The sequence below is a fragment of the Streptomyces sp. NPDC058470 genome (assembly GCF_042721055.1).
Classification (GTDB): domain Bacteria; phylum Actinomycetota; class Actinomycetes; order Streptomycetales; family Streptomycetaceae; genus Streptomyces.
In genome coordinates, this window is sequence record NZ_JBHXMF010000019.1 from 39,117 (window position 1) to 59,989 (window position 20,873).

Sequence of the window (20,873 nt, forward strand, 5' to 3'; positions counted from 1 at the left end):
GTGCGCGCACCTCCGCACGGAGTCCCGACTGCTGACAGGGCGTCAGGCTACAGCTAATCTGACGGTCAGTCAGCAGTTGCGTTTCGGGTGCAGGGAGGCGTGAGATGCGCGGAGACCTGGAGTGGGGCAGCATCCCGGGACTGGTCCGGTCGGCGGCGACCCGCTTCGCGGACCGGGAGGCGGTGGCCGACGGCCGTACGCGCATCTCGTACGAGGAGTTGGGCGCCCGCGTCGAACGCGCGGCGGCGGCCTGTCTCGCGAGCGGGGTCCGGCCGGGCGACCGGGTCGCCATCTGGGCCCCGAACACCCTCGACTGGATCGTCGCCGCGCTCGGCGCGGTGTCGGCGGGGGCCGTCCTGGTCCCGCTGAACACGCGCTTCAAGGGAACGGAGGCGGCGTACGTACTGGCCCGCAGCCGGGCCCGCCTGCTCTTCGTGACGGGCACGTTCCTGGGTACGTCGTACGTGGCGTCGCTGCGGCGGGCCGCGGGGGAGGGCGATGGCGCGGGCCCGCTCCCCGGCCTCCCGCACCTGGAACAGGTGGTCGTGCTCTCGGACGACGCCCCCGCCGACTTCCGTACCTGGAAGGACTTCCTGGCCTCCGGGGAGGGCGTGGGCGCGGCGGACGTACGCGAACGGGAGGCCGGCCTCTCCGGATCCTCGCCCTCCGACATCGTCTTCACCTCCGGCACGACGGGCCGCCCCAAGGGCGCCGTGATCACCCACGCGCAGACTCTGCGCGGCTACGCGATCTGGAGCGAACTCGCGGGCCTGCGCGAAGGTGACCGCTACCTCATCGTGAACCCCTTCTTCCACACCTTCGGCTACAAGGCCGGCATCGTGGCCTGCCTGATGCGCGGCGCGACGATGGTCCCGCAACCGGTGTTCAACGTGGACACGGTCCTCGCGAACGTGGCCTCGGAACGGATATCGGTCCTCCCGGGCCCACCGACTCTGCACCAGTCGCTGCTGGACCACCCGTCCCGGGACGCCCACGACCTCTCGGCGCTGCGTCTGGTCGTGACGGGCGCGGCGGTGGTTCCTCTGCGGCTCGTGGAACGGCTGCGGGCCGAGCTGAAGATCGACACGGTCCTGACGGCGTACGGGCTTTCGGAGGCGAGCGGAATCGTCACGATGTGCCGCCGTGGAGACGCCCCGCCCGTGATCGCCTCGACGTCCGGCCGGGCCATCCCGGACACGGAGGTACGGGTGGTGGGTCCGAAGGGGGAGCCCCTCGCGCCGGGCACCCCCGGCGAGGTCCTCGTCCGCGGCTTCACCGTCATGCAGGGCTACTTCGAGGACGCGGAGGCGACGGCCGCCGTTCTGGGAGCGGACGGCTGGCTGCGGACGGGCGATGTCGGGGTCCTCGATGTCTCCGGCAACCTCCGCATCACCGACCGTCTCAAGGACATGTTCATCGTGGGCGGCTTCAACGCCTACCCCGCCGAGATCGAACAGCTCCTCGGCCTCCACCCGGACGTCGCCGACGTCGCGGTGATCGGGGTCCCGGACGGGCGCCTTGGAGAGGTCGGCAAGGCATATGTCGTACGGCGTCCCGGGGCCGTGGTGACGGGGGACGACCTGATCGCCTGGTCCCGGCGCGAGATGGCGAACTACAAGGTGCCGCGGGGGGTGGAGTTCGTGGGGGAGCTGCCGCGGAACGCGAGTGGGAAGGTGGTGAAGGGGGAGTTGCGGGGGCGGTGAGGGGTCATGCGGGCCAGGGGGGTGACCTGGGGATGAGATTTTTCAGCATGCCTCGCAGGGTGTGGATCGCGTAATACGGTCGTGGTCATGGGCAGTCACAGGGAAATCCCGCTCCGGGATCTCAGTCGGCAGACCTCGCGGATCATGGCCAGGGTTGAGGTGGGGGAGACCGTCACCATCACCAAGGATGGCGTGCCGATTGGGGACATCGTTCCCCCCCCGGTGTGCGTGACGGGGTTCGTACGGGGCGGCCCGTGTACGCCTTCAGGACCGACCCGATGGGGCTGCTGGACATCCCCGACCTCGGTGGACCGGCTCTTGGTGACGACGCGATCAATGACACGTTGCGAGGGATGGGCGCAGGCGATGACTGAGCCCATGTCGATCAAGGGGATGCTATGTTTCCGTGCTTCGTGAGCCGCGGAACGTACGGATCTCGGGGAGCGTGCCGAGCTTGGTGAGGGCGGTGTGGATCTCCTCGATGATTTGGGCGGGGCGTCCGAAGACGTCCGCCGCGGTGTACCGGAGGAGGAGGCGGACCTCCGGGCACTGGAGGACCTGGTTGTAGCGGGTGATGTCCCGGTGGTGGGACGCGCGGGTGCCGTGGTAGGCGTAACCCTCGATCTCGACGGCCAGTCCCTCGGCCCGGAAGAGGAAGTCCAGGCGGCAACGGCGGCCGCCGGGCGTGAGGAGTTCGGCCTGGGACTCCGGACGGAGGCCCGCGTCGTGCATGCGCAGACGGGCGATTGTCTCCGCGGGTGAGCCGGCGAACGGGTCGGCGTGCTTCAGCCGGTGGCGGCCTCTGGCTGCCCCGAGCAGAGGAGCTTCCAACGCGGCTGCGATCGCGTCGCGAGTCGTGAGCGGTGCGCGGCGGATTCCGCCGACCCTGCGCCAGGTCAGGGCCGACTCCACGGCGACCAGCGCGTCGTCCCTGGGCCCGGCTCGCAGCAGATCCGCGAGTGTGCGGCTGACACCGGTGATCCGCAGGCCTCCCCGCTCGACCACATCACCCTGCGCGAGGGGTAGCCGGTATACACGCACCCCGTTGCCCTCCCGACGGACGGACAGAGTCGGGTCACAGAACTCCAGGGCCGTTTCTTGCGCCGTCTCCTGTGACGTCGCTCCCTGTGCCGTCGTCCCCTGTGCCGTCGTCCTCGGCACCGCTCCTCGCGCCGCTCCCTGGGGCAGATTCAGCACCTCGATCCGCCACAGTGCGGCCGCCGAACGATGGCTGATCACGAGCTGCGGTTTGTGCAGCTGCACGGCGCGGAGGCGGGTGGAAAGATCCACACTTCGCCCCGGCTCGACCCAGGCCCCGGCCCGAACCCGGGTCCATCCCTCCGCCCCAAGCTTCCGGAAGAGTGTCTGCCTGGGCCACCCACCCTCAAGAGCACGCGAAACAAGCAAAACCCCGTCATCAACCATTCCCCTCAACGCCACCCGCTCCACACCCCCACGTTCCCGCACAGCCCCCAACCTTCATTCGCCCTGTGGATAACTAAGGCCGGCCGGGGTGTTGAGGGGGATTGGCAGATGTGTACCAGGGGTGGGATGCGCCACCAGGCGTTTTCGTGACGGTAGGCGGGACGAATCTGCCAATCGCTACTCGTGGCTGATGGGTTGGTGTTTCAGGGTTGAGAGGAAAGAGGTCCAGGCTGTGGGGGGGAAGAGGAGTACGGGGCCGGTCTGGGACTTGGAGTCGCGGACCGGGATTACTCCGGGGACGCCGGGGGCTACCTCGACGCAGTTTCCGCCGTCGCCGTTGCTGACCCCCCAGCCTCACCGCCGCCGCCGACGACGTGGATCGCCGCGTGGACGAACTCCGCGCAGCCCTCGCCGTCCACGGCATCACGCTCCCCTCCCTGCGCGTGGATCTGCCGAGCTTCGCGGGCACGTATCCGCCTCCGGCGGGGCTGGTCGCACTCGGCAACTGCAACACCGCCACCGCGCGCAAGCTCACCGCCGTGCTCCGGAAGGCGGCCGGACAGTGAACGCGCCGCCGCACCTCGAGCTCGATCTGCTTGCCCTCCCCAAGGCGGTGCCGGACTTGCGACGTGCCGTGCGTCAGCACCTCGGCGCACCCTGCGCGGACGTTCAGATCTGTGCCACCGAACTGGTCGCCAACGTCATCCGGCACATCGGCGAGGGCACTCCCGTCCGCGTACGGGTGATCCGCGCGGACGGTGCCCGGATCCGGGTCGAGGTGACCGACCCCGATCCGCGCGCCCTGCCTGTCCTCCTGTGTGCCACGGGCGACGACGAGTCGGGGCGGGGGCTGGCCCTGCTCGATGCGCTGACGCTGCGGTGGGGCGTGGAGCGGGGGGCGGTTGGCAAGACGGTTTGGTGGGAGCTGGGGCAACCATGATGATTCGGGCGTGGGTGTCGATGAGGCAGCTGTAGCCCGGGCGCCTGCCGAGCATGCCGATGAGGGCCGAGCCTGGTGGGCTCGGCCCTCATCGGGGAGTGGCTGAGTTACGGGGAGTGCGAGTCCAGCGAGGCCAGGGGCTCGGACGGTTCCCGCCATGGATTGGCGTGGAGCGGGCACTCGACATGCCTCGGCCGCGGTGGCTCCCCCTCCGCGCCACCGCGGCCGATCCCCGTCGAGATGGAGGTCTTTACTTGTTGTCCAGGCCCAGGACGGGCGGCGCCGGGGCGTGGCTGTCCAACGTCGTGATGGTGGGCTTGGGCGGTGCCGGGGCGTGGCTGTCCAACGTGATGATGGCGTCCTCGCCGGGCACGGGCGCGTGGCTGTCGTCCGTGGTTTCGGTGGTATCCGTGCCGGGCGGGACCGGCGCGTGGCTGTCCAGGGTGGTGATGTCCTCGTTCTTCTTGTCATCGCTCATGGCTGAGAACTCCCATGGAATTGAAGGTCTGCGGTGAAGAACGCCCGTTCGGCAACTCCCCCGAGGGTTGCCGAACGGGCGTTCCAGGGCCGTTCACCCTATGTGTGAGGCCCACGCCGATCCGTCTGCCCCCCGACGCGACGGGTCGATGAACTGAGATTGGCAGCAGCCCATAAACGTTCGATGAACGCGCCACTCCGCGCGAGGTCAGGCCGCCGCGACGGGCGTGAGCAGGACGCGGAGCTCAGCAGCTTCGGGCGCCCCGGCCTGCTCGTGGATGGTGAGCGCCTCGTTCCAGCAGACGCGTGCGCGACCCGCCTGCCCCAGGCCTTCGAGAGACCTGCCGAGGAGAGTCAGCACATTCGCTCGCATCCAGTCACCACCGATGCAGCCGGTGCTGAGCGCCTGCTCGGCGTGCTGCGCCGCTTGGGCGGCCCTGCGGGAAGAGAGGTGTACCTGAGCGATACGGAAGTGCGTGGTCCCTTCCCACAGGCGTTGCCGGTTCTCGACGAATATCTTGAGCGCCTCCGTCAGCTGCTCCAACGCCTCGGGCCCACGTCCTGCGTGACCGAAGGCGATGCCCAGCGCGTACCTCGCGTTGGCAAGTCGGAGGGTGAGTCCCAACTCGTCGTAGATGGCGATGCCTTGTTGGACGAGCTCTATCCCCGCCGAGGTGCGGTCCATGGAGACGAGTACCCGTGAGAGGTTGCACAGGGCGCTTGCCTCGCCGGGACGGTTGTCGTCGGCGCGAAAGGCGTCGATCGCCCTGAGGAGGTGCGCTTCGCCGGCTGCGTGCTCGTTCTTGCAGATGGCGATGATGCCGAGCTCGTTGGGCGCGTTCCCGCTGGTCCACGGGTCGTTGGCCGTCCGGCCGAGTGTGGTGGCGCGATCGGCCTCCTCGGTGGCCTCATCGAAACGGCCTGCGGTGCTGAGTACCTGCGTGAGTGTGACGCGCGCACGGCCCGCCGCGTGAGCGTCGCCCAGGCTGTCCGCGGCGTCCCGCGCGGCTCTGGTCGCCGCTTCGTAGATCAGGGAGCTGGCGCCCGACTCCGCCAAGTCCTTCGAGACCAAAAGGAGATCGACCCCGCGCCGCAGTGTTCCCGGCCCGAGTGACTGCTGGGCACACGCCAGGATGCAGGCCGCCTCCGAGTGCAGCCAGTCCAGCGCGTTTCCGTCGTCGCTGAACTCCTGCCCCTTCTGACGGGTCATCTCAAGGTGGTCCACGGTCCGGTCGCCGGGGCGCTCGATCGCGTAGACCCGTGCCGCCGTGGCCAGGTAAAAGTCCAACAACCGAGACATAGCCGCATCCCGCTCGCCAGGCGGCTGCTCGTCCCGCTCCGCGCAAGAACGCGCATAGAGCCGTACCAGGTCGTGGTAGCGATACCGACCAGGCGCCGCCGACTCCAGCAGCGACGTGTCGACGAGGGACTCCAGGAGGTCCTCCGTGGCCTCGACCTGCAGGTCGAGTACCGCGGCTGCTGCCGCCAGCGACATGTCCGGCCCGTCCGCCAGCCCCAGCAACCGAAACGCGCGGGCCTGGGCCGGCTCCAACTGCCCATACCCCAGCTCGAACGTGGCCTTGACCGCGAGGTCGCCCGCCTGCAGTTCATCCAGCCGCCGCCGCTCGTCCCCGAGCTTCGCCGCCAGTACGGACACCGTCCACGTACGCCGAGCAGCCAGCCGAGACGCCGCGATCCGGATGGCCAGCGGCAGGAACCCGCAGGCCGCCACCACATCCAGCGCGGCCTCCCGCTCGGAGGCTACCCGCTCCCGCCCCACGATCTTCGTGAAGAGCTGGAGGGCCTCCTCGGGGGACATCACGTCAAGGTCGACCAGGTGCGCCCCGGCCAGGTCCACCATGCGCACGCGTGAGGTGACCAGGGCCGCGCACCCTTCCGTCCCCGGGAGCAGCGGGCGTACCTGCGCGGCATCCCGCGCGTTGTCCAGCAGGACCAGCACACGGCGGCCGTCGAGCACCGACCGGTAGAGCGCCGAGCGCTCCTCCAGCGAGTCGGGGATGGACGAGTCGGCCGTACCCAGGGCCCGCAGGAACGCGCCGAGTACCGTCTCCGGCTCGGCCGCCCGCGCCCCCGCCCCCTGTAGGTCCACGTACAACTGCCCGTCCGGGAAGGCGCCCCGCGACTGGTGGGCGACGTGCACGGCGAGTGTCGTCTTGCCCACGCCTCCGATGCCCGCAAGTGCGGAGACGGCCATGACGCGGCCCTCGCCCGCGTCGGAGGAGGCGGCGGCAAGGACGTCGCTCAGTTCCTGGACGAAGGAGACGCGGCCGGTGAAGTCCGTGACCGTGGCGGGGAGTTGGGCCGGGCGGACCGGTGCCGCCGCGGGCTCCGCCGCCGGAGCCGATGGTTCCGCGAGCGCCGGGTCTGCCTGGAGGATCCGGGCCTGGAGTTCCTTCAGGCCCGCTCGCGGGTCCACGCCCAGTTCGTCGGCCAGCAGGCGCCGGGTGTCCGCGTAGACGGCGAGGGCCTCGGCCTGGCGGCCGGAGCGGTACAGCGCGAGCATCAGCAGTTCGCGCAGCCGCTCGCGGAGCGGATGCGCCGCCGTGAGTGCGGTCAGCTCCGACACGGCCTCCGCGTGGCAGCCCTGCTCCAGGTCCATGTCCAGGCAGGATTCGAGGAGTTGAAGCCGGAACTCCTCCAGCCGTGCACGCTGCGTATCCGCGGAGGGGCCCGGCATGTTCGCCAGAGGCTCGCCCTCCCACAGGCTCAGCGCGCGCCTCAGTACGTCGCGGGCGTGGCAGAGGTCGCCGGTGCCGCGCGCCTTCTCGGCGTCGGCGGCGAGTTCCTGGGCGAGGTCGAGGTCGAGCGTTCCGTCGCCGCCGGACAGCCGGATCGCGTAACCGCCGGACTCGCTGACCAGGATCTCGGGGCCCAGCGTCTTCCTGAGCCGTGACGCGTACGTACGGACGGTGGCCAGTGCCTGGGCCGGGGGATCGTCACCCCACAGGGCGTCGATCAGCTCGGCGGCGGTGACCGTACGGCCTTCGCGGAGCAGCAGGACCGCCAGCAGGGCGCGTTGCTGCGGAGACCCCGCGGACAGGAGCTCCTCCCCGCGCCAGGCGCGCACCGGGCCGAGCACACAGAAGCGCAACGCCGCCGATTCCTCGCGACCCCGCTGCTTCGGTACTCGCGGCACACCGTCCATCGCTGTCCCCCTGCCCGACCGTTGGTACCAGGACGCCAGTTTGCCTTGTTCATGGCGGATGCGTCAGCAGTGGGAGACAGCGATCACAGGCCGCCGTGCCAAGCCTCCGGACTCTCACAGGGTCCACACGCGGTCCGCGCAATCGAGCGGGCACCGACCAGAGAGCTGACGGCCCGTCAGTTCGGCGCTACCGTACAGAGCATGGAGACCTTCCCGAAGATCATCTCGGTGGACGACCACACGGTGGAGCCCCCCAACGTCTGGCGGGACCGGCTCCCGTCGAAGTACCAGGACCGAGGCCCGCGGATCCTCCGCGCGCCACTGAGGGAAATGACCTTCCTCGGCGGCAAGTTCGCGCCCGTCATGGGCAACCCGGGCGACGACGGGCCGATAGGGGACTGGTGGGTGTACGAGGACCTCCACCGGCCCCTCACCCGCCTCGACACCGCGGTCGGATACGACAGGGACGAGATCAAGCTCGAGGTCATCACGTACGAGCAGATGCGGCCCGGTTCGTACGACGTACCGCAGCGCCTCGCCGACATGGACGTCAACCATGTCCAGTCCGCCCTCTGTTTCCCGACCTTCCCCCGCTTCTGCGGCCAGACCTTCACCGAGGCCAAGGACCATGAGCTGGGTCTGCTGTGCGTGCGGGCCTACAACGACTGGATGGTGGAGGAGTGGTGCGGGCCGGACGCCCAGGGGCGGTTGATACCGCTCACCCTCATTCCCCTCTGGGATCCGCAGCTCGCGGCGGAGGAGGTGCGCCGCAACGCCGCCCGTGGCGTACGCGCCGTGGCCTTCTCCGAGATCCCGCCCCACCTCGGACTGCCGTCCGTCCACACCGACGACTGGGACCCCTTCCTCGCCGCCTGCGACGAGACCGGCACGGTCATCGCCATGCATATCGGGTCCAGCAGCAGGATGCCGTCCACCTCCGCCGACGCCCCGCCGGCCGTCGGCTCCACCATCACCTTCGCCAACTGCTGCTTCTCGATGGTGGACTGGCTGATGAGCGGGAAGTTCGAACGCTTCCCGAGGCTCAAGGTCATGTACGCGGAAGGGCAGATCGGCTGGATCCCGTACATCCTCGAACGCGCCGACGTGGTCTGGGAGGAGAACCGCGGGTGGGGCGGCGTCGCCGACAAGGTCCACCGGCCGCCGTCCGAACTCTTCACCGAGCACGTCTACGGCTGCTTCTTCGACGACGCCTTCGGCCTCAAGAACCTCGACGCCATCGGAGTCGGCAACGTCCTCTACGAGACCGACTACCCGCACTCCGACTCCACCTGGCCGAAGTCCAGGGAGGTCGGCGAGGCGCAGATGGGGCACCTCGACGCGGACGTCGTCGACCGGATCGTACGAGGGAACGCGATCGAGCTGTTGGGGCTGGCAGAGGGCGGCCTCTGGGTGCCGTAATGGGGCTGGCGGAGGACGGCCTCTGGAGGCCGTAAGAGGATGCACGCCCCTTGTCTGACGGCCCGTCAGCTACGACTATGGGCCCTGATACGACGGCCCGTCAGCCAAGGGGTGCCGATGCACATACCGCCGCAAGACCGACTCGCCTACGGGATGCAGCTCCCGATCCAGTCGCAGAGCACCATCTACGCCGAGCCGTGGGAGGCGGACGCGAAACCGGCCGACCTCGTCGAGATCGCCCGCGCCGCCGACCGCTCCGGCTTCGCGTATCTCGCGAGTTGCGACCACGTCGCCATCCCGCGCCGCCTCGCGAGCGCGATGAGCACCGTCTGGTACGACCCCGTCGCCACTCTCGCCCTCCTCGCGGGCGTGACCGAGCGCGTACGGCTGCTCAGTTACGTCGCGATCGTCGGGCTGCGCCATCCGCTGGTCACCGCGAAGCAGTACGCGACGCTCGACCACCTGAGCGGCGGGCGGCTGATTCTCGGGGTCGGGGCCGGGCACGTACAGGAGGAGTTCGAGGTGCTCGGGGTGGACTTCGAGCGGCGGGGGGCGGTCCTCGACGAGTCGATCGACGCGCTCAGGGCCGCGCTGGGGCCGGATGAATTCCCCGTGCACCACGGCAAGTTGTACGACTTCGAGGGGCTCGGCCAGCTGCCCAGGCCCGCGCAGGAACACGTGCCGATCTGGGTCGGCGGGTCCTCACCCCCCGCCGTGCGCCGGGCCGCGCTGCGCGGGGACGGGTGGCTGCCGCAGGGCGATCCGCGCGACCGGCTGCCGGAGCAGATCGCCAGGCTCCGCAGGATCAGGCAGGACGCGGGGATCGAGGACCCCGTCGCCATCGGCGCCATCACCGAGCCGCTGTACGTCGGCGAACCCGGCTGGGACGTCGGGCGGCGCACCCTGCACGGGGCGCCCGAGGTGCTCGCCGAGTCGCTGCGGGCATACCGCGCGATGGGTGTGCACCAGATACAGGTGCGGTTCCGCAGCCGGAGCCGCGCCGAACTCACCGACCAGATCACGGCGTTCGGCGCCGAAGTCGCTCCGCACCTCGGCTGAAGGAGCTATAAGCCGCACCTCGGCTGAAGGGGCTATAAGCCGCACCTCGGCTGAAGGAGTCACAGGCCGCACCTCGGCTGAAGGAGTCATGAGCCACATCCGGCCCTCCCGGGCCGCCCGACAACTTACGGAGAGCCATGGGCAAGCTGGACGGACGCGTCGTCCTCATCACGGGTGCGGCGCGCGGGCAGGGTGAGCAGGAGGCGCGGCTCTTCGTCGCGGAGGGGGCGCGGGTCCTTCTCGCGGATGTGCTGGACGACCAGGGGGAGACCCTGGCCAAGGAGATCGGTGCGCGGTACGTGCACCTCGACGTGAGCCAGCAGGCCGACTGGCAGGCGGCCGTCGCTGTGGCCAGGGACGCGTACGGGAGGATCGACGGGCTCGTCAACAACGCCGGCATCCTGCGCTTCAACGAGCTGGTCAACACCCCTCTCGACGAGTTCCAGCAGATCGTGCAGGTCAACCAGGTCGGCGTCTTCCTCGGGATCAAGACCGTCGCGCCCGAGATCGCGGCGGCGGGCGGGGGCACCATCGTGAACACCGCCTCGTACGCAGGGCTCACGGGGATGGCCTGGGTGGGCGCCTACTCCGCCACCAAGCACGCCATCGTGGGGCTGACCCGGGTGGCCGCCCTGGAGCTCGCCGCCAAGGGGATCCGGGTCAACGCCGTCTGCCCGGGGGCCATCGACACCGCCATGAGCAACCCGGCGCTGCTCGACCCGGACGGCGACCCCGCCGACGGTACGGCGTCCGCGGAGGCGGTCGACGCGCTGTACCGCAGGCTCGTGCCGCTCGGCCGGATCGGGAGGCCGGAGGAGGTGGCCCGGCTCGTCCTCTTCCTCACCGGCGAGGACTCCTCGTACATCACCGGGCAGCCGTTCGTGATCGACGGGGGGTGGCTGGCAGGGGTGAGCGTCATCTGACCTCCCACACCCGCAGCTGACGCGACGTCAGCTATTGACGCCTCAAGGGCGCGGTGGAACAGTCGGCGACAGGTGAATCTGACGGTACGTCAGATAGATGGACAGAGACGTGGGGACGGTGAACCTCCTTGGAATTCGGGCTCTTTGTACAGGGATACGTGGGCAAGCGGGCCGAGACCGATCCGCTCGCGGAGCACAAGGCGCTGATGGAGGAGACCGAGTACGTCATCCAGGCGGACAAGTCCGGCTTCAAGTACGCCTGGGCGTCCGAGCACCACTTCCTGGAGGAGTACTCGCACCTCTCGGCCAATGACGTCTTCCTCGGCTATCTCGCGCACGCCACCGAGCGCATCCACCTCGGCTCCGGGATCTTCAACCCGCTCGCCCAGGTCAACCACCCGGTGAAGGTCGCCGAGAAGGTCGCCATGCTCGACCATCTCAGCGAAGGCCGCTTCGAGTTCGGCAGCGGCCGGGGCGCAGGATCGCACGAGATCCTCGGCTTCATACCCGGCGTCACCGACATGAACTACACCAAGGAGATCTGGGAAGAGACCATCGCCGAGTTCCCCAAGATGTGGCTTCAGGAGGAGTACCCCGGGTTCCAGGGCAAGCACTGGCAGCTCCCACCGCGCAAGATCTTCCCCAAGCCGTACGGGAAGTCGCACCCCGCCATGTGGTACGCCGCCGGGTCGCCCCCCTCGTACGCCATGGCCGCCCGCAAGGGGCTCGGGGTCCTCGGCTTCAGTGTGCAGAAGGTCTCCGACATGGAGTGGGTCCTTGAGCAGTACAAGACGGCGATCGTGGACGCCCAGCCGGTCGGGGACTTCGTCAACGACAACGTGATGGTGACCTCGACGGCCATCTGCGCGCCGACGCACGCGGAGGCCGTACGGATCGCCGCCGGTGGCGGGCTGCACTACCTCCAGTCGCTCGTCTTCCGTTACCACGACACCTTCCCGCGGCCCGAGGGCTTCCCCGTCTGGCCGGAGACGCTCCCCGAGTTCAACGAGGAGATCATCGAACTCCTCATCTCTGAGGAGCTGTTGATCTGCGGCGACCCGGCCGAGGTGCTCACCCAGTGCAAGCGGTGGGAGCAGGCGGGCGCGGACCAGCTCAGCTTCGGGATGCCGATCGGGATCTCCCCGGAAGACACCCTCCAGTCGATCAGGCTGATCGGCGAGCACGTGATTCCGAAGATCGACACGGATCCGGTGCATCGGACGACCCGGTTCCGTAACGCCGTCTAGGGGGTTCCCGCGCGATGCTCGACCATCTGATCAGGGGCGCGACCGTCGTGGACGGGAGCGGTGCACCCGCGTACACCGCCGATGTGGGGATACGGAACGGCCGTATCGCGGTCATCGGGGCGGTGACGGAGGACGCGAGGACGAACGAGGACGCTCACGGGCTCGTCCTCGCCCCGGGCTTCGTCGACCCGCACACGCACTACGACGCCCAGCTCTTCTGGGATCCGTACGCCACCCCGTCCCTGAACCACGGGGTGACGACCGTCGCGGGCGGCAACTGCGGCTTCACGCTTGCCCCGTTGAACCCCGACCGACCCGAGGACGCCGACTACACGCGCCGCATGCTGTCCAGGGTCGAGGGCATGTCCCTGGTCGCCCTGGAGGAGGGTGCGCCCTGGAGCTGGCACGGCTTCGGGGAGTACCTGGACGCCCTGGAGGGGCGGATCGCCGTCAACGCGGGCTTCATGGTGGGGCATTGTGCGCTGCGGCGGTATGTGATGGGGGCGGATGCGGTGGGCGGGCAGCCGACCGAGGAGCAACTCCAGGAGATGCTGCGGCTCTTCCACCAGGCGATGGCCGCCGGAGCCTGGGGGCTGTCCACCACCCAGTCCTCCACGCACTCCGACGGAGACGGGAAGCCGGTCGCCTCGCGGCACGCGAAACCCGCCGAACTGCTGGCCCTCTCCCGGGCGGTCGGCGAGCACGAGGGCACGCAGATCGAGGCGATCGTCGCGGGCTGCCTCGACCAGTTCAGCGACGACGAGATCGATCTGTTCGTGGAGATGAGCGCGGCGGCGGGCCGTCCGCTGAACTGGAACGTGCTGACCATCGACGCCGCCGTCCCCGAGCGCGTCCCGCGGCAGCTGGAGGCAAGTGAGCGTGCCCGCAAGTCCGGTGGCCGCATCGTCGCGCTCACCATGCCGATCCTCACCCCCATGAACATGTCGCTCGGCACCTTCTGCGCGCTGAACCTCATCCCCGGCTGGGGCGAGGTGCTGGCCCTCCCCGTACCCGAGCGGATCGCCCGCCTGCGCGACCCGGACGTGCGCGCCGAGATGCTGCGCCGGGCCGCCGGCAAGGAAGCGGGCGTCTTCCGGCGGCTCGCCAACTTCGGGCGGTACGTCATCGGGGACACCTACAGCGCCGCGAACGAGGGCCTCATGGGACGGGTCGTCGACGACATCGCCGCCGAGCGCGGCCAGGAGCCCTTCGAGTGCCTCGTGGAGATCTGCGCCGCCGACGACATGCGTACGGTGCTGTGGCCGATGCCGACCGACAACGACCCCGACTCGTGGGCGCTGCGCCAGGAGACCTGGCGGCACGAGGACGTCATGCTCGGCGGCTCCGACGCGGGCGCCCATCTGGACCGCATGTGCGGAGCCCCGTACACGACCCGTTTCATCGGTGACTGTCTGCGCGGGCGGAAGCTCGTCACGCTGGAGCAGGCCGTGAAGATGCTGACGGACGACCCGGCGCGGCTCTTCGGCCTGCGGCAGCGGGGGCGCCTGGAGGTGGGCTGGCATGCGGATCTCGTCCTCTTCGACCCGGAACGGATCGACGCCGGCAAGGCCACCCTGGTGCACGACCTGCCGGGTGACAGTCCGCGCCTCGACTCGAAGGCGATCGGCATAACGGCCGTCTGGGTCAACGGCATTGAGGCGATCCGGGGTGACGAGGTGACGGGTGCGGTGCCGGGGAAGGTGCTCAGGTCCGGGCGGGACACGCAGACGGTGAGCACCAAGTGACCTACGAAGAGCAGCGGTTGTTCATCGGTGGCTCGTGGGTGGAGCCCGACAACGGGTTCTACGAGGTGACCGACCCGGCGACCGAGGGCGTCGTCGGGCGGGCGCCGGAGGCCTCGCGGGCGCAGGTGTACGCGGCCGCCGCCGCGGCCCGCGAGGCCTTCGGGACGTGGTCGCGCACGCCGGCCGAGGAGCGCGCCGCCGTCCTCGACCGGGCCGCCGGGATCATCCGCCGCAACCTCCTCCCGTACGCCGAACTCGCCCAGGCCGAGAGCGGTGCCACCACCGGGACCGCCCGCGCGATGCAGGTGGGCGTCGGCATGGCCCGTTTCCGCCGGTACGCGAAGGTCGAACCCGTCGAGCAGCCGCTGCCGCCGCAGATCAACGAGGCCGGGCCGTTCGGCGGGGCGGCCGTCATGGGCGCCCTGGCCGTCCGCCAGCCCGTCGGCGTCGTCACCTGTATCACTTCGTACAACAACCCCTGGGCCAACCCGGCGGGCAAGATCGCCCCCGCCCTCGCCATGGGCAACACGGTGCTCGTGAAGCCCGCCCCGCAGGACCCCCTCTCCGTGTACCGGATGGCGGAGGCCCTGGAGTCGGCGGGCGTCCCGCCGGGCGTCGTGAACGTGGTCAGCGGCACAGGGGTGGAGGTCGGTGAGGCGGCGGTCGACTCTCGGGACGTCGACATGGTCAGCTTCACCGGCTCGACCGCCGTCGGGCAGCGCATCGCCGAGGTGTGCGGGCGCGGTATGAAGCGGCAGTTGATGGAGCTGGGCGGCAAGGGCGCGGCGGTCGTCTTCGACGACGCGGACCTGAAGTCGGCCGTGTCGGGGATCGGGACGACGTTCTCCTTCTACAGCGGGCAGATCTGCACGGCGCCGACGCGGGTACTGGTGCAGCGGGGTGTACATGACCGGCTCGTGGAGCAACTGGCCGCGTACGCCGGTCACTTGAAGGTCGGCGATCCACGGTCCCCCGGCACGGTGGTCGGCCCGGTCATCTCCGCGGCCCATCGCGACCGGGTCGAGTCCTACGTCGAACTCGGCCGCAAGGAAGGCGCGCAGGTGGTCGCGGGCGGCGTACGGCCCCCGCTCGACCGCGGCTTCTACGTGGCCCCCACCCTTCTCGCCGACTGCACCCCGGACATGCGGGTGGTCCGCGAGGAGATCTTCGGCCCCGTCGTCGTGGTCGTCCCCTTCGATGACGAGGAGGAGGCCATCACCCTCGCCAACGACAGCGACTACGGCCTCATCGACTACGTCTGGTCCGGCGACATCGCCCGCGCCTTCCGCGTGGCCCGCCGCCTCCGCGCGGGCGGCGTCGGCGTCAACACCGTCGGCCGGAACATGGAGGCCCCGTTCGGCGGGTTCAAGAAGAGCGGGGTGGGCCGGGACGTGGGGTCGTACGCACTGCACGCGTACAGCGAGGTGCAGGCGATCGTTTGGCAGGGGTGAGCAGGTCGAGCCCTGCATGGCTACAGGTCGAAGACTGCTCGGAGCCGAGGTCGCCGCCGTGGCATCCGAACTCGGCGCCACCCCCACCCAGCTCTCCCTCGCCTGGCTGCTGGCCCACTCACCGGTCATCCTCCCGATCCCGGGCACCGCCCGTATCGACCACCTGGAGGAGAACCTCGCCGCCGCACAGCTCCAGCTGACGCCGGCACACCTGGACCGGCTCGACGGGTTGTACGAGCAGGGTCAGGGCGTGTGATGAAAGTGCCAGCCGCGGCCACTTGTTGATGGCTACGACCAGCAAGGCGGCTTCCTAGAGAGCGGCGGGCCTGTCCGCATCGGTGGCACTGGTCCTCCTGGTCGCCAATGCTTGAACCAGTCGGCGATTTGCTTCCTGTGCGGTCATTCCCCAGTCCCACTCGGCCTTGTGGAGCCGAAGGGAGACGACACCGTGCCATGCCGACCACAACAGGAGCGCGGAGGCGAAGGGCGCGTCCGGGTCGACGAGCCGCGCGAGTTCGACGATGCGCGCCTGGAGGCGGGGGCCGTGCGCGGCTCTGGTCTCCGGCAGTGCGTCATTGCTCTCGAACAGGAGCTGGTACGCGCCCGGGTGGGCGGCGCCCCAGGCGATGTAGGCGTCGCCGGCCACGACCAGCTGGTTGTCGGCCTCGTCCGTGGCGTCGAGGGCCGACTCGACCGCTTCGACCAGCGAGGTGTATTCGGCGTCGAGCACCGCGGAGCGCAGGTCCGCCTCGGAGGGGAAGTGCCAGTACACGGCCGAGGGGGCCACCCCGCAGGCCCGGGCGATCGAGCGCAGCGACGGAACGGCCACCGCCTGAGGCTCCGCCAGCATGCCGATCGCGGCGGCAACGAGCTCGGAGCGCAGGTCGCGGTTGTCTGCCTTGGCCACTGATTCATTGAACACTCGTTCATGGTAGCGTGCAATGAACAGGTGTTCAGGAAGGTGGTGGCGGCATGCTCAGGCTGATGACGGTGATCAGGAAGCGCCCGGAGATTTCCACGGAGGACTTCCGCCGGTTCATGGAACTGGAGTACGGACCGACCTATGTGGCACTTCCCCAGGTCAAGGAGTACGTGCAGTACTACCTGACGGACCTCGGGGCGGAGGGGGAGGAGGAGCCGATCGACGCGATCGTGCGGATCGGCTTCGAGTCGGAGAAGGAGATGCGCGAGGCCCTCGCGACCGAGGAATACCGGAAAGCGCACGAACTGCGGACGGCGTACATGCGGGAGACGTCCGTCGGTATTCATTCGGCCGTTCTGGACCGCAGGGTGCAGTTGGTCTAGGGAGCGTCCGGCCTACTTCGATTCGATGCGTCCGAGCGGGTCGGGGTCGGCCGTCAGTGCGTCACGCGCCGTCTGCCAGGCGGTGTCCCCGGGGTTGAGCTCGCTGCGGAGGTAGGCCCAGGTGAGCCGCTGGACCGCGGCCACTCGCGCCGGGTTCTCGTCCGTGGTCTCGGCGACGTCGTATCCGGAGACCCCGCCGAGCCCGTGCTCCGCGTCGAAGAGGGTGAGCAGGGACTTGGGGCCGGGGGAGAGGACGTACGGATCGGCGTGCCAGTCCGGGCCCGCGACCGTCAGGTGGGCGGAGGTGTCCTTGTCGCCGGCGACCACGAGTGCGGGCGTCGCCATCTTGGAGAAGTCCATGGTCAGGAAGAAGGAGTAGTTCTCGGCCACGAACTCGCTGACGGCATCGCCGCCCCTGCCGGGCGCCGCAAGCAGTACGCCCGCCTTGACCCGGGAGTCGGCCAGGTCCACCACCGTTCCGTCCTCCGGGTCGGTGAGCCGGGCGCCAAGCAGCAGGCTCGCGGTGTGCCCGCCCATCGAGTGCCCGGCCACGGCGACCTTGCTCCGGTCCAGACGCCCGGCGAGCTGCGGTACGGCGGCCTCGATCACGTCGAGCTGGTCGAGGATGCGCTTCATGTCCTCGGCCCGTGAACGCCAGAACAGCGGCGCCCCCGGGGTCTCGGGATCCAGGCTCAGCGTCCTGGAGCTCAGATGGGTGGGCTGGATCACGACGAAGCCGTGGGCCGCCCAGAAGTCGGCGAGGGGGGCGTAGCCGTTCAGGGAGGAGAGGTGGTTCGAGTAGCCCTGCCCGTGCGAGAGGAGGATGACCGGCAGGTCGTTCCCGGTCACGGGGGCGGAGACCCGTACCTCCAGGTCCACGGCTCGGGCGGGAGCCGGCAGCACCACCGGACCGACCGAGAGGACGGGAGTGGGCGAGCTGAAGGGGTCGGTGGGGTGAGTCGATTCGGTCATGTTGCTGGGTCCATTCAGAGGCCGGCCGTGCGATGGCAGCTGCCTGCCGCCGTTGACGGAGCAGGCGGTCAGGAGCGTCCGGCTTCAGGAACTTGGGTACGCTGAAGCGGAACGCTGTTCCGATTACGATACGGAACAGCGTTCCGCTTTGTCAACGGTCGCCGAGAGGAGAGCGTGGGGCCACAGTGCGGATCAGCCGTCCGTCAGATCCACCCGCACCGTCAGCAGGTTCGTACCGACCGCGCGGACCGCGGCGCTGTTCAGCCGGGGCAGGGACCTGAGCCGTTCGCGGGCGTCGTCCCGGGCAAGCAGGTGGGCCGTCCCCTCGTGCCAACGCCCCTTGACGCGCACCCGGACCCTCGGATCGGTCTTGATGTTCCGCACGTACTGCGACTTCTCGCCGTACTCCGACACGATCCAGAACTCGTGCCCGACGCGCCGCCCGCCGACCGGGGTCCGGCGCGGCAGCCCCGACTTGCGCCCGGTCGTTTCCAGGAGCGTCTGGAACGGCAGCAGCTTCATGACGGGGTTCCCGATCCGCCGCTGGAGCGAGGTGACGATCCGGAACTTGAGCTCGTGGTGGCGGGGCATGTGGGGCTCTTTCGTCGGTGGACCCGGTGGTGGACCCGGGTGGCGGTTCAGTCGTCGTTCTTCTTGAGGGCTCGGAGGAGGGTGGCGAAGGTGTCGGGGTGGGTCGAGAGTATGGCTCGGGTGAGGTCGCTGCTTTCGGTCAGATGGACCGTTTCTGCGGTGGCGGCGACGTGGACGCAGGCGTCGCCCTCCTGGCAGTAGGACGACTTCTGCCAGTCATGCGTGGACATGGGGCTCCTTCACAGGTCGTGGGCGATGGCGTGGATCAGGTCCCGGGACTTCTCGGGGCTCAGGGCGGTGGCCTCCACGATGTCGAGCAGGTTCCGGTACTTCTCCAAGAGCGCTTCGGCGTCCAGGAGTACGGGGCCGTGGAACTGGTCGAGTTGTGCGGTGTCGAGCTGCGGGACGGGACCGTGAAGGTAGTTGATGGACTGGCCCGACCCGGGAAACGCACCGACGTCGAACGGGACCACTCGTACGGTGATGTGTTCACGCTCGCTCATGTCGAGCAGGTGCTGGAGCTGGGCACGGGCAACGTCCCGGCCGCCGACGCGCATGCGCAGGGCCGCTTCGTGGATGACTGTCCGGTACGGGATCGGGTCTGCCCGGTAGATGACGTCCTGCCGCTTGATGCGGTGTGAGACGCGGTGCTCGACCTCCGGTGGCGTGGGCGCCGGGATCACGTGGCGGAAGATCTCGCGGGCGTGGTCGTGAGTTTGGAGCAGCCCTGAGATGTGGGTGGTGTACGCCGTGCGCACGGCGGTGGCGTTGTGCTCCAGTTCAGCGAGGTCGAGCAGGCCCGACGGCAGGACCTCCCGGTAAGCCTCCCACCAGCCACGCGTCTTGTCGGTCGCGATGTCGACCAGGGCTTCGACGAAAGCCTGGTCCGAGCATGTGTACGTGCGGGCCATCGCCCTGAGGCGGTCGGGGCTGACGCCGAACCGTGCCGACTCGATGTTACTGAGTTGCCCCTGGCTGACCCCGAGCGTGCGGGCTGCCTCGGTTGCCGTCATGCCTGCTCGTTCGCGCATCTTGCGCAGCTCGACGGCAAGCCGGATGCGGCGGGCCGACGCCGAGGGCTTTGGGGGCATGTGAACTCCTCTGGCTCTGCGCCGAGTTGGTGTGTCACTCACACGAGCGAAGTCTCTCGAAATTTTCCCGGATTCGCCAAAAGTTATTTGTGCGTGCCCTATCTTCGTTCCCAGGCGCCCCGCCCGGGAGTACCCCGCTCGACGGAGCGGCATCGTCACTGGGCTCCGCAGACCAACGACCCCAACTCCCTCTCGTGATCGGAAACTTCCATGGCAACCGTATCGCCGCCCTGGTCCTACACCCTGCAACTTCCGCACGATCCACGGGCTCCGGGCATCGCCCGGGGAACCCTCAGGCTGATTCTGGCCGCCCATGAAATGTCCGAACTCTCCACCACGGCAGAACTGTTGGCGGCAGAGTTGCTGACGAATTCGCACCGTCACACCAGTGGCCCGTACGCCCTCCGGGTCCTCTCGACCGAGTCGGACCGGGTACGGGTCGCCGTATGGGACTCCGACCCGAGAGTCCCGTCCGGCTTCGGCGACGTACCCCCACCTGCCGCGGAAACCGCCGAGCACGGCCGCGGCCTGCACCTCGTACGGGCCTGCGCCGACGCGTGGGGCGCGTCCGTGCTGCGCGAACTGGGCGCGTCGAAGGGCGGCAAGCTGCTGTGGGCCGAGTGCGGGCGCGGGGTGGCGACGTGGTGAGCGGGGCTGTGCGGGCTACGGAGCGATGTCCGTCCCGCCTGGGCGGCGCCATACTGGGAGGTGGAGCGATGCCCGTTCGTCAGGAGCAGACCATGAACGCGAGCGCACAGCCGGAGCACGGCTGGGGAGCGATGCCCCTCCCCGAGATCCGGACCGTGGACGACCTGCGCGGCGCGCTCAGCCGTTACGGGTTTCCCGGCGACCGGGAGCGGTTCGAGGACGAGCTGGCGGCGGCCATAGGAGCCGCCCCCACCAACGATTTCGAGGGCGCCGCGGCCGTGGTACGGGCCTATCGGCACCGCGTCCACATCAGGAACTCGCCCGAGATCATGGCAGCCCTCGAAGAGGAACGCGCCGGAGGCTCCGGCACATGAGCGATATCCCGCTGGAGGAGGCCGAGCCCGCCAAGAAGGCGTTCGGAGACCTCACGGTGGGGGAGCGGGAAGTGGTCCGGGACGCACTCATGGTCATCGGACGGGACCCGACGGCGGGGCGCGAGATCCCAGACTGGCGCCCGCCCTCCGTGGAGTACACGTACACCACACCGCTTGCTCACGACTCCGCCGAAGCGATCACCGTCGTCTACACGCACACCCCTGGCATGGGCGTGACGGTCGTGTACTACTTCCGTGATCCACAGGTCGTGGATCAGTAACGCCCCGGGGAGGTGAACCCGGCGGCCGACGTCGGCGCGTTCGGGCAGGCCCTACG

The 20,873-nt window shown here is 69.4% G+C and carries 22 protein-coding genes and 2 pseudogenes; 15 read left to right on the plus strand and 9 right to left on the minus strand.

Annotated elements, in window-relative coordinates; translation table 11 throughout:
- Positions 1–104: 104 nt before the first annotated feature.
- Positions 105–1,703 (plus strand): FadD3 family acyl-CoA ligase, encoded by a 1,599-nt coding sequence (locus ACFWP7_RS16125; RefSeq protein WP_384381845.1) that lies wholly within the window; start codon positions 105–107, stop codon positions 1,701–1,703.
- 144 nt (positions 1,704–1,847) lie between these two features.
- Positions 1,848–2,120, plus strand: a complete 273-nt coding sequence (locus ACFWP7_RS16130; RefSeq protein WP_384382025.1) for a type II toxin-antitoxin system Phd/YefM family antitoxin — start codon at positions 1,848–1,850, stop codon at positions 2,118–2,120.
- Here the strand turns inward: ACFWP7_RS16130 and ACFWP7_RS16135 are convergent.
- Both ACFWP7_RS16135 and ACFWP7_RS16140 read right to left on the minus strand, forming a co-directional pair.
- A complete protein-coding gene (locus ACFWP7_RS16135; protein WP_384381847.1) occupies positions 2,100–2,993 on the minus strand; it encodes a hypothetical protein in 894 nt (297 codons plus the stop codon). The two genes, ACFWP7_RS16130 and ACFWP7_RS16135, sit on opposite strands and share 21 nt — an antisense overlap.
- 312 nt (positions 2,994–3,305) lie before the next feature.
- A pseudogene (locus ACFWP7_RS16140) lies at positions 3,306–3,458 on the minus strand (DUF397 domain-containing protein); the annotation flags it as partial.
- A 44-nt stretch (positions 3,459–3,502) separates the two neighbouring features.
- Here ACFWP7_RS16140 and ACFWP7_RS16145 point away from each other — a divergent pair.
- Both ACFWP7_RS16145 and ACFWP7_RS16150 read left to right on the plus strand, forming a co-directional pair.
- The gene (locus ACFWP7_RS16145; RefSeq protein ID WP_384381849.1) at positions 3,503–3,694 is read left to right on the plus strand and encodes a hypothetical protein; all 192 of its coding nucleotides are present in this window, start codon (positions 3,503–3,505) and stop codon (positions 3,692–3,694) included.
- Positions 3,691–4,068, plus strand: a complete 378-nt coding sequence (locus tag ACFWP7_RS16150) for an ATP-binding protein (RefSeq protein ID WP_384381851.1) — start codon at positions 3,691–3,693, stop codon at positions 4,066–4,068. The genes ACFWP7_RS16145 and ACFWP7_RS16150 overlap by 4 nt, the downstream gene beginning before the upstream one ends.
- A 250-nt stretch (positions 4,069–4,318) precedes the next feature.
- Here ACFWP7_RS16150 and ACFWP7_RS16155 read toward each other — a convergent pair whose 3' ends face one another.
- Positions 4,319–4,546: a sigma-like protein gene (locus ACFWP7_RS16155; RefSeq protein WP_384381853.1), complete on the minus strand. Its 228-nt coding sequence runs from the start codon at positions 4,544–4,546 to the stop codon at positions 4,319–4,321.
- A gap of 207 nt (positions 4,547–4,753) precedes the next feature.
- A complete protein-coding gene (locus tag ACFWP7_RS16160) occupies positions 4,754–7,711 on the minus strand; it encodes a BTAD domain-containing putative transcriptional regulator (RefSeq protein WP_384381855.1) in 2,958 nt (985 codons plus the stop codon).
- 201 nt (positions 7,712–7,912) lie between these two features.
- Here ACFWP7_RS16160 and ACFWP7_RS16165 point away from each other — a divergent pair, with 201 nt between their 5' ends.
- The 7 genes and pseudogenes from ACFWP7_RS16165 to ACFWP7_RS16195 all read left to right on the plus strand — a co-directional run.
- Complete coding sequence (locus tag ACFWP7_RS16165; RefSeq protein WP_384381857.1) at positions 7,913–9,130, plus strand: amidohydrolase family protein; 1,218 nt, start codon at positions 7,913–7,915, stop codon at positions 9,128–9,130.
- A 117-nt stretch (positions 9,131–9,247) separates the two neighbouring features.
- Complete coding sequence (locus ACFWP7_RS16170; protein ID WP_384381859.1) at positions 9,248–10,189, plus strand: LLM class F420-dependent oxidoreductase; 942 nt, start codon at positions 9,248–9,250, stop codon at positions 10,187–10,189.
- Between the two features lie 137 nt (positions 10,190–10,326).
- The gene (locus tag ACFWP7_RS16175) at positions 10,327–11,112 is read left to right on the plus strand and encodes an SDR family NAD(P)-dependent oxidoreductase (RefSeq protein ID WP_384381861.1); all 786 of its coding nucleotides are present in this window, start codon (positions 10,327–10,329) and stop codon (positions 11,110–11,112) included.
- Positions 11,113–11,240: 128 nt separating this feature from the next.
- Entirely contained in the window at positions 11,241–12,359 is a 1,119-nt protein-coding gene (locus ACFWP7_RS16180; RefSeq protein WP_384381863.1) for an LLM class flavin-dependent oxidoreductase, read from the plus strand.
- 14 nt (positions 12,360–12,373) lie between these two features.
- Positions 12,374–14,104, plus strand: a complete 1,731-nt coding sequence (locus tag ACFWP7_RS16185) for an amidohydrolase family protein (RefSeq protein WP_384381865.1) — start codon at positions 12,374–12,376, stop codon at positions 14,102–14,104.
- Positions 14,101–15,555, plus strand: coding sequence for an aldehyde dehydrogenase family protein (locus tag ACFWP7_RS16190; RefSeq protein ID WP_384381867.1), 1,455 nt, complete (start codon positions 14,101–14,103; stop codon positions 15,553–15,555). Before ACFWP7_RS16185 ends, ACFWP7_RS16190 begins: the two co-directional genes overlap by 4 nt.
- Before the next feature lie 43 nt (positions 15,556–15,598).
- Positions 15,599–15,811: pseudogene (locus ACFWP7_RS16195) on the plus strand (aldo/keto reductase); the annotation flags it as partial.
- Positions 15,812–15,865: 54 nt separating this feature from the next.
- Here ACFWP7_RS16195 and ACFWP7_RS16200 read toward each other — a convergent pair.
- Entirely contained in the window at positions 15,866–16,477 is a 612-nt protein-coding gene (locus ACFWP7_RS16200) for a TetR/AcrR family transcriptional regulator (RefSeq protein ID WP_384381869.1), read from the minus strand.
- A 50-nt stretch (positions 16,478–16,527) separates the two neighbouring features.
- Here ACFWP7_RS16200 and ACFWP7_RS16205 point away from each other — a divergent pair, with 50 nt between their 5' ends.
- Complete coding sequence (locus ACFWP7_RS16205) at positions 16,528–16,860, plus strand: EthD domain-containing protein (protein ID WP_384381871.1); 333 nt, start codon at positions 16,528–16,530, stop codon at positions 16,858–16,860.
- A 12-nt stretch (positions 16,861–16,872) separates the two neighbouring features.
- Here ACFWP7_RS16205 and ACFWP7_RS16210 read toward each other — a convergent pair whose 3' ends face one another.
- From ACFWP7_RS16210 to ACFWP7_RS16225, 4 genes are all read right to left on the minus strand, one after another.
- A complete protein-coding gene (locus ACFWP7_RS16210; RefSeq protein ID WP_384381873.1) occupies positions 16,873–17,832 on the minus strand; it encodes an alpha/beta hydrolase family protein in 960 nt (319 codons plus the stop codon).
- A gap of 192 nt (positions 17,833–18,024) precedes the next feature.
- On the minus strand, positions 18,025–18,423 hold the full coding sequence (locus ACFWP7_RS16215; RefSeq protein WP_384381875.1) for a nitroreductase/quinone reductase family protein: 399 nt from the start codon (positions 18,421–18,423) through the stop codon (positions 18,025–18,027).
- A gap of 47 nt (positions 18,424–18,470) precedes the next feature.
- Positions 18,471–18,653 carry a DUF397 domain-containing protein gene (locus ACFWP7_RS16220; RefSeq protein ID WP_384381877.1) on the minus strand — a complete coding sequence of 61 codons (183 nt, stop codon included), beginning with the start codon at positions 18,651–18,653 and terminating at the stop codon, positions 18,471–18,473.
- Between the two features lie 9 nt (positions 18,654–18,662).
- Positions 18,663–19,514, minus strand: coding sequence for a helix-turn-helix transcriptional regulator (locus ACFWP7_RS16225; protein WP_384381879.1), 852 nt, complete (start codon positions 19,512–19,514; stop codon positions 18,663–18,665).
- Positions 19,515–19,724: 210 nt separating this feature from the next.
- Between ACFWP7_RS16225 and ACFWP7_RS16230 the strand changes: the two genes are divergently transcribed.
- From ACFWP7_RS16230 to ACFWP7_RS16240, 3 genes are all read left to right on the plus strand, one after another.
- Positions 19,725–20,162, plus strand: coding sequence for an ATP-binding protein (locus tag ACFWP7_RS16230; protein ID WP_384381881.1), 438 nt, complete (start codon positions 19,725–19,727; stop codon positions 20,160–20,162).
- A 68-nt stretch (positions 20,163–20,230) separates the two neighbouring features.
- Positions 20,231–20,536, plus strand: coding sequence for a hypothetical protein (locus ACFWP7_RS16235; protein WP_384381883.1), 306 nt, complete (start codon positions 20,231–20,233; stop codon positions 20,534–20,536).
- On the plus strand, positions 20,533–20,817 hold the full coding sequence (locus tag ACFWP7_RS16240) for a hypothetical protein (RefSeq protein ID WP_384381885.1): 285 nt from the start codon (positions 20,533–20,535) through the stop codon (positions 20,815–20,817). The genes ACFWP7_RS16235 and ACFWP7_RS16240 overlap by 4 nt, the downstream gene beginning before the upstream one ends.
- Positions 20,818–20,873: the final 56 nt, after the last annotated feature.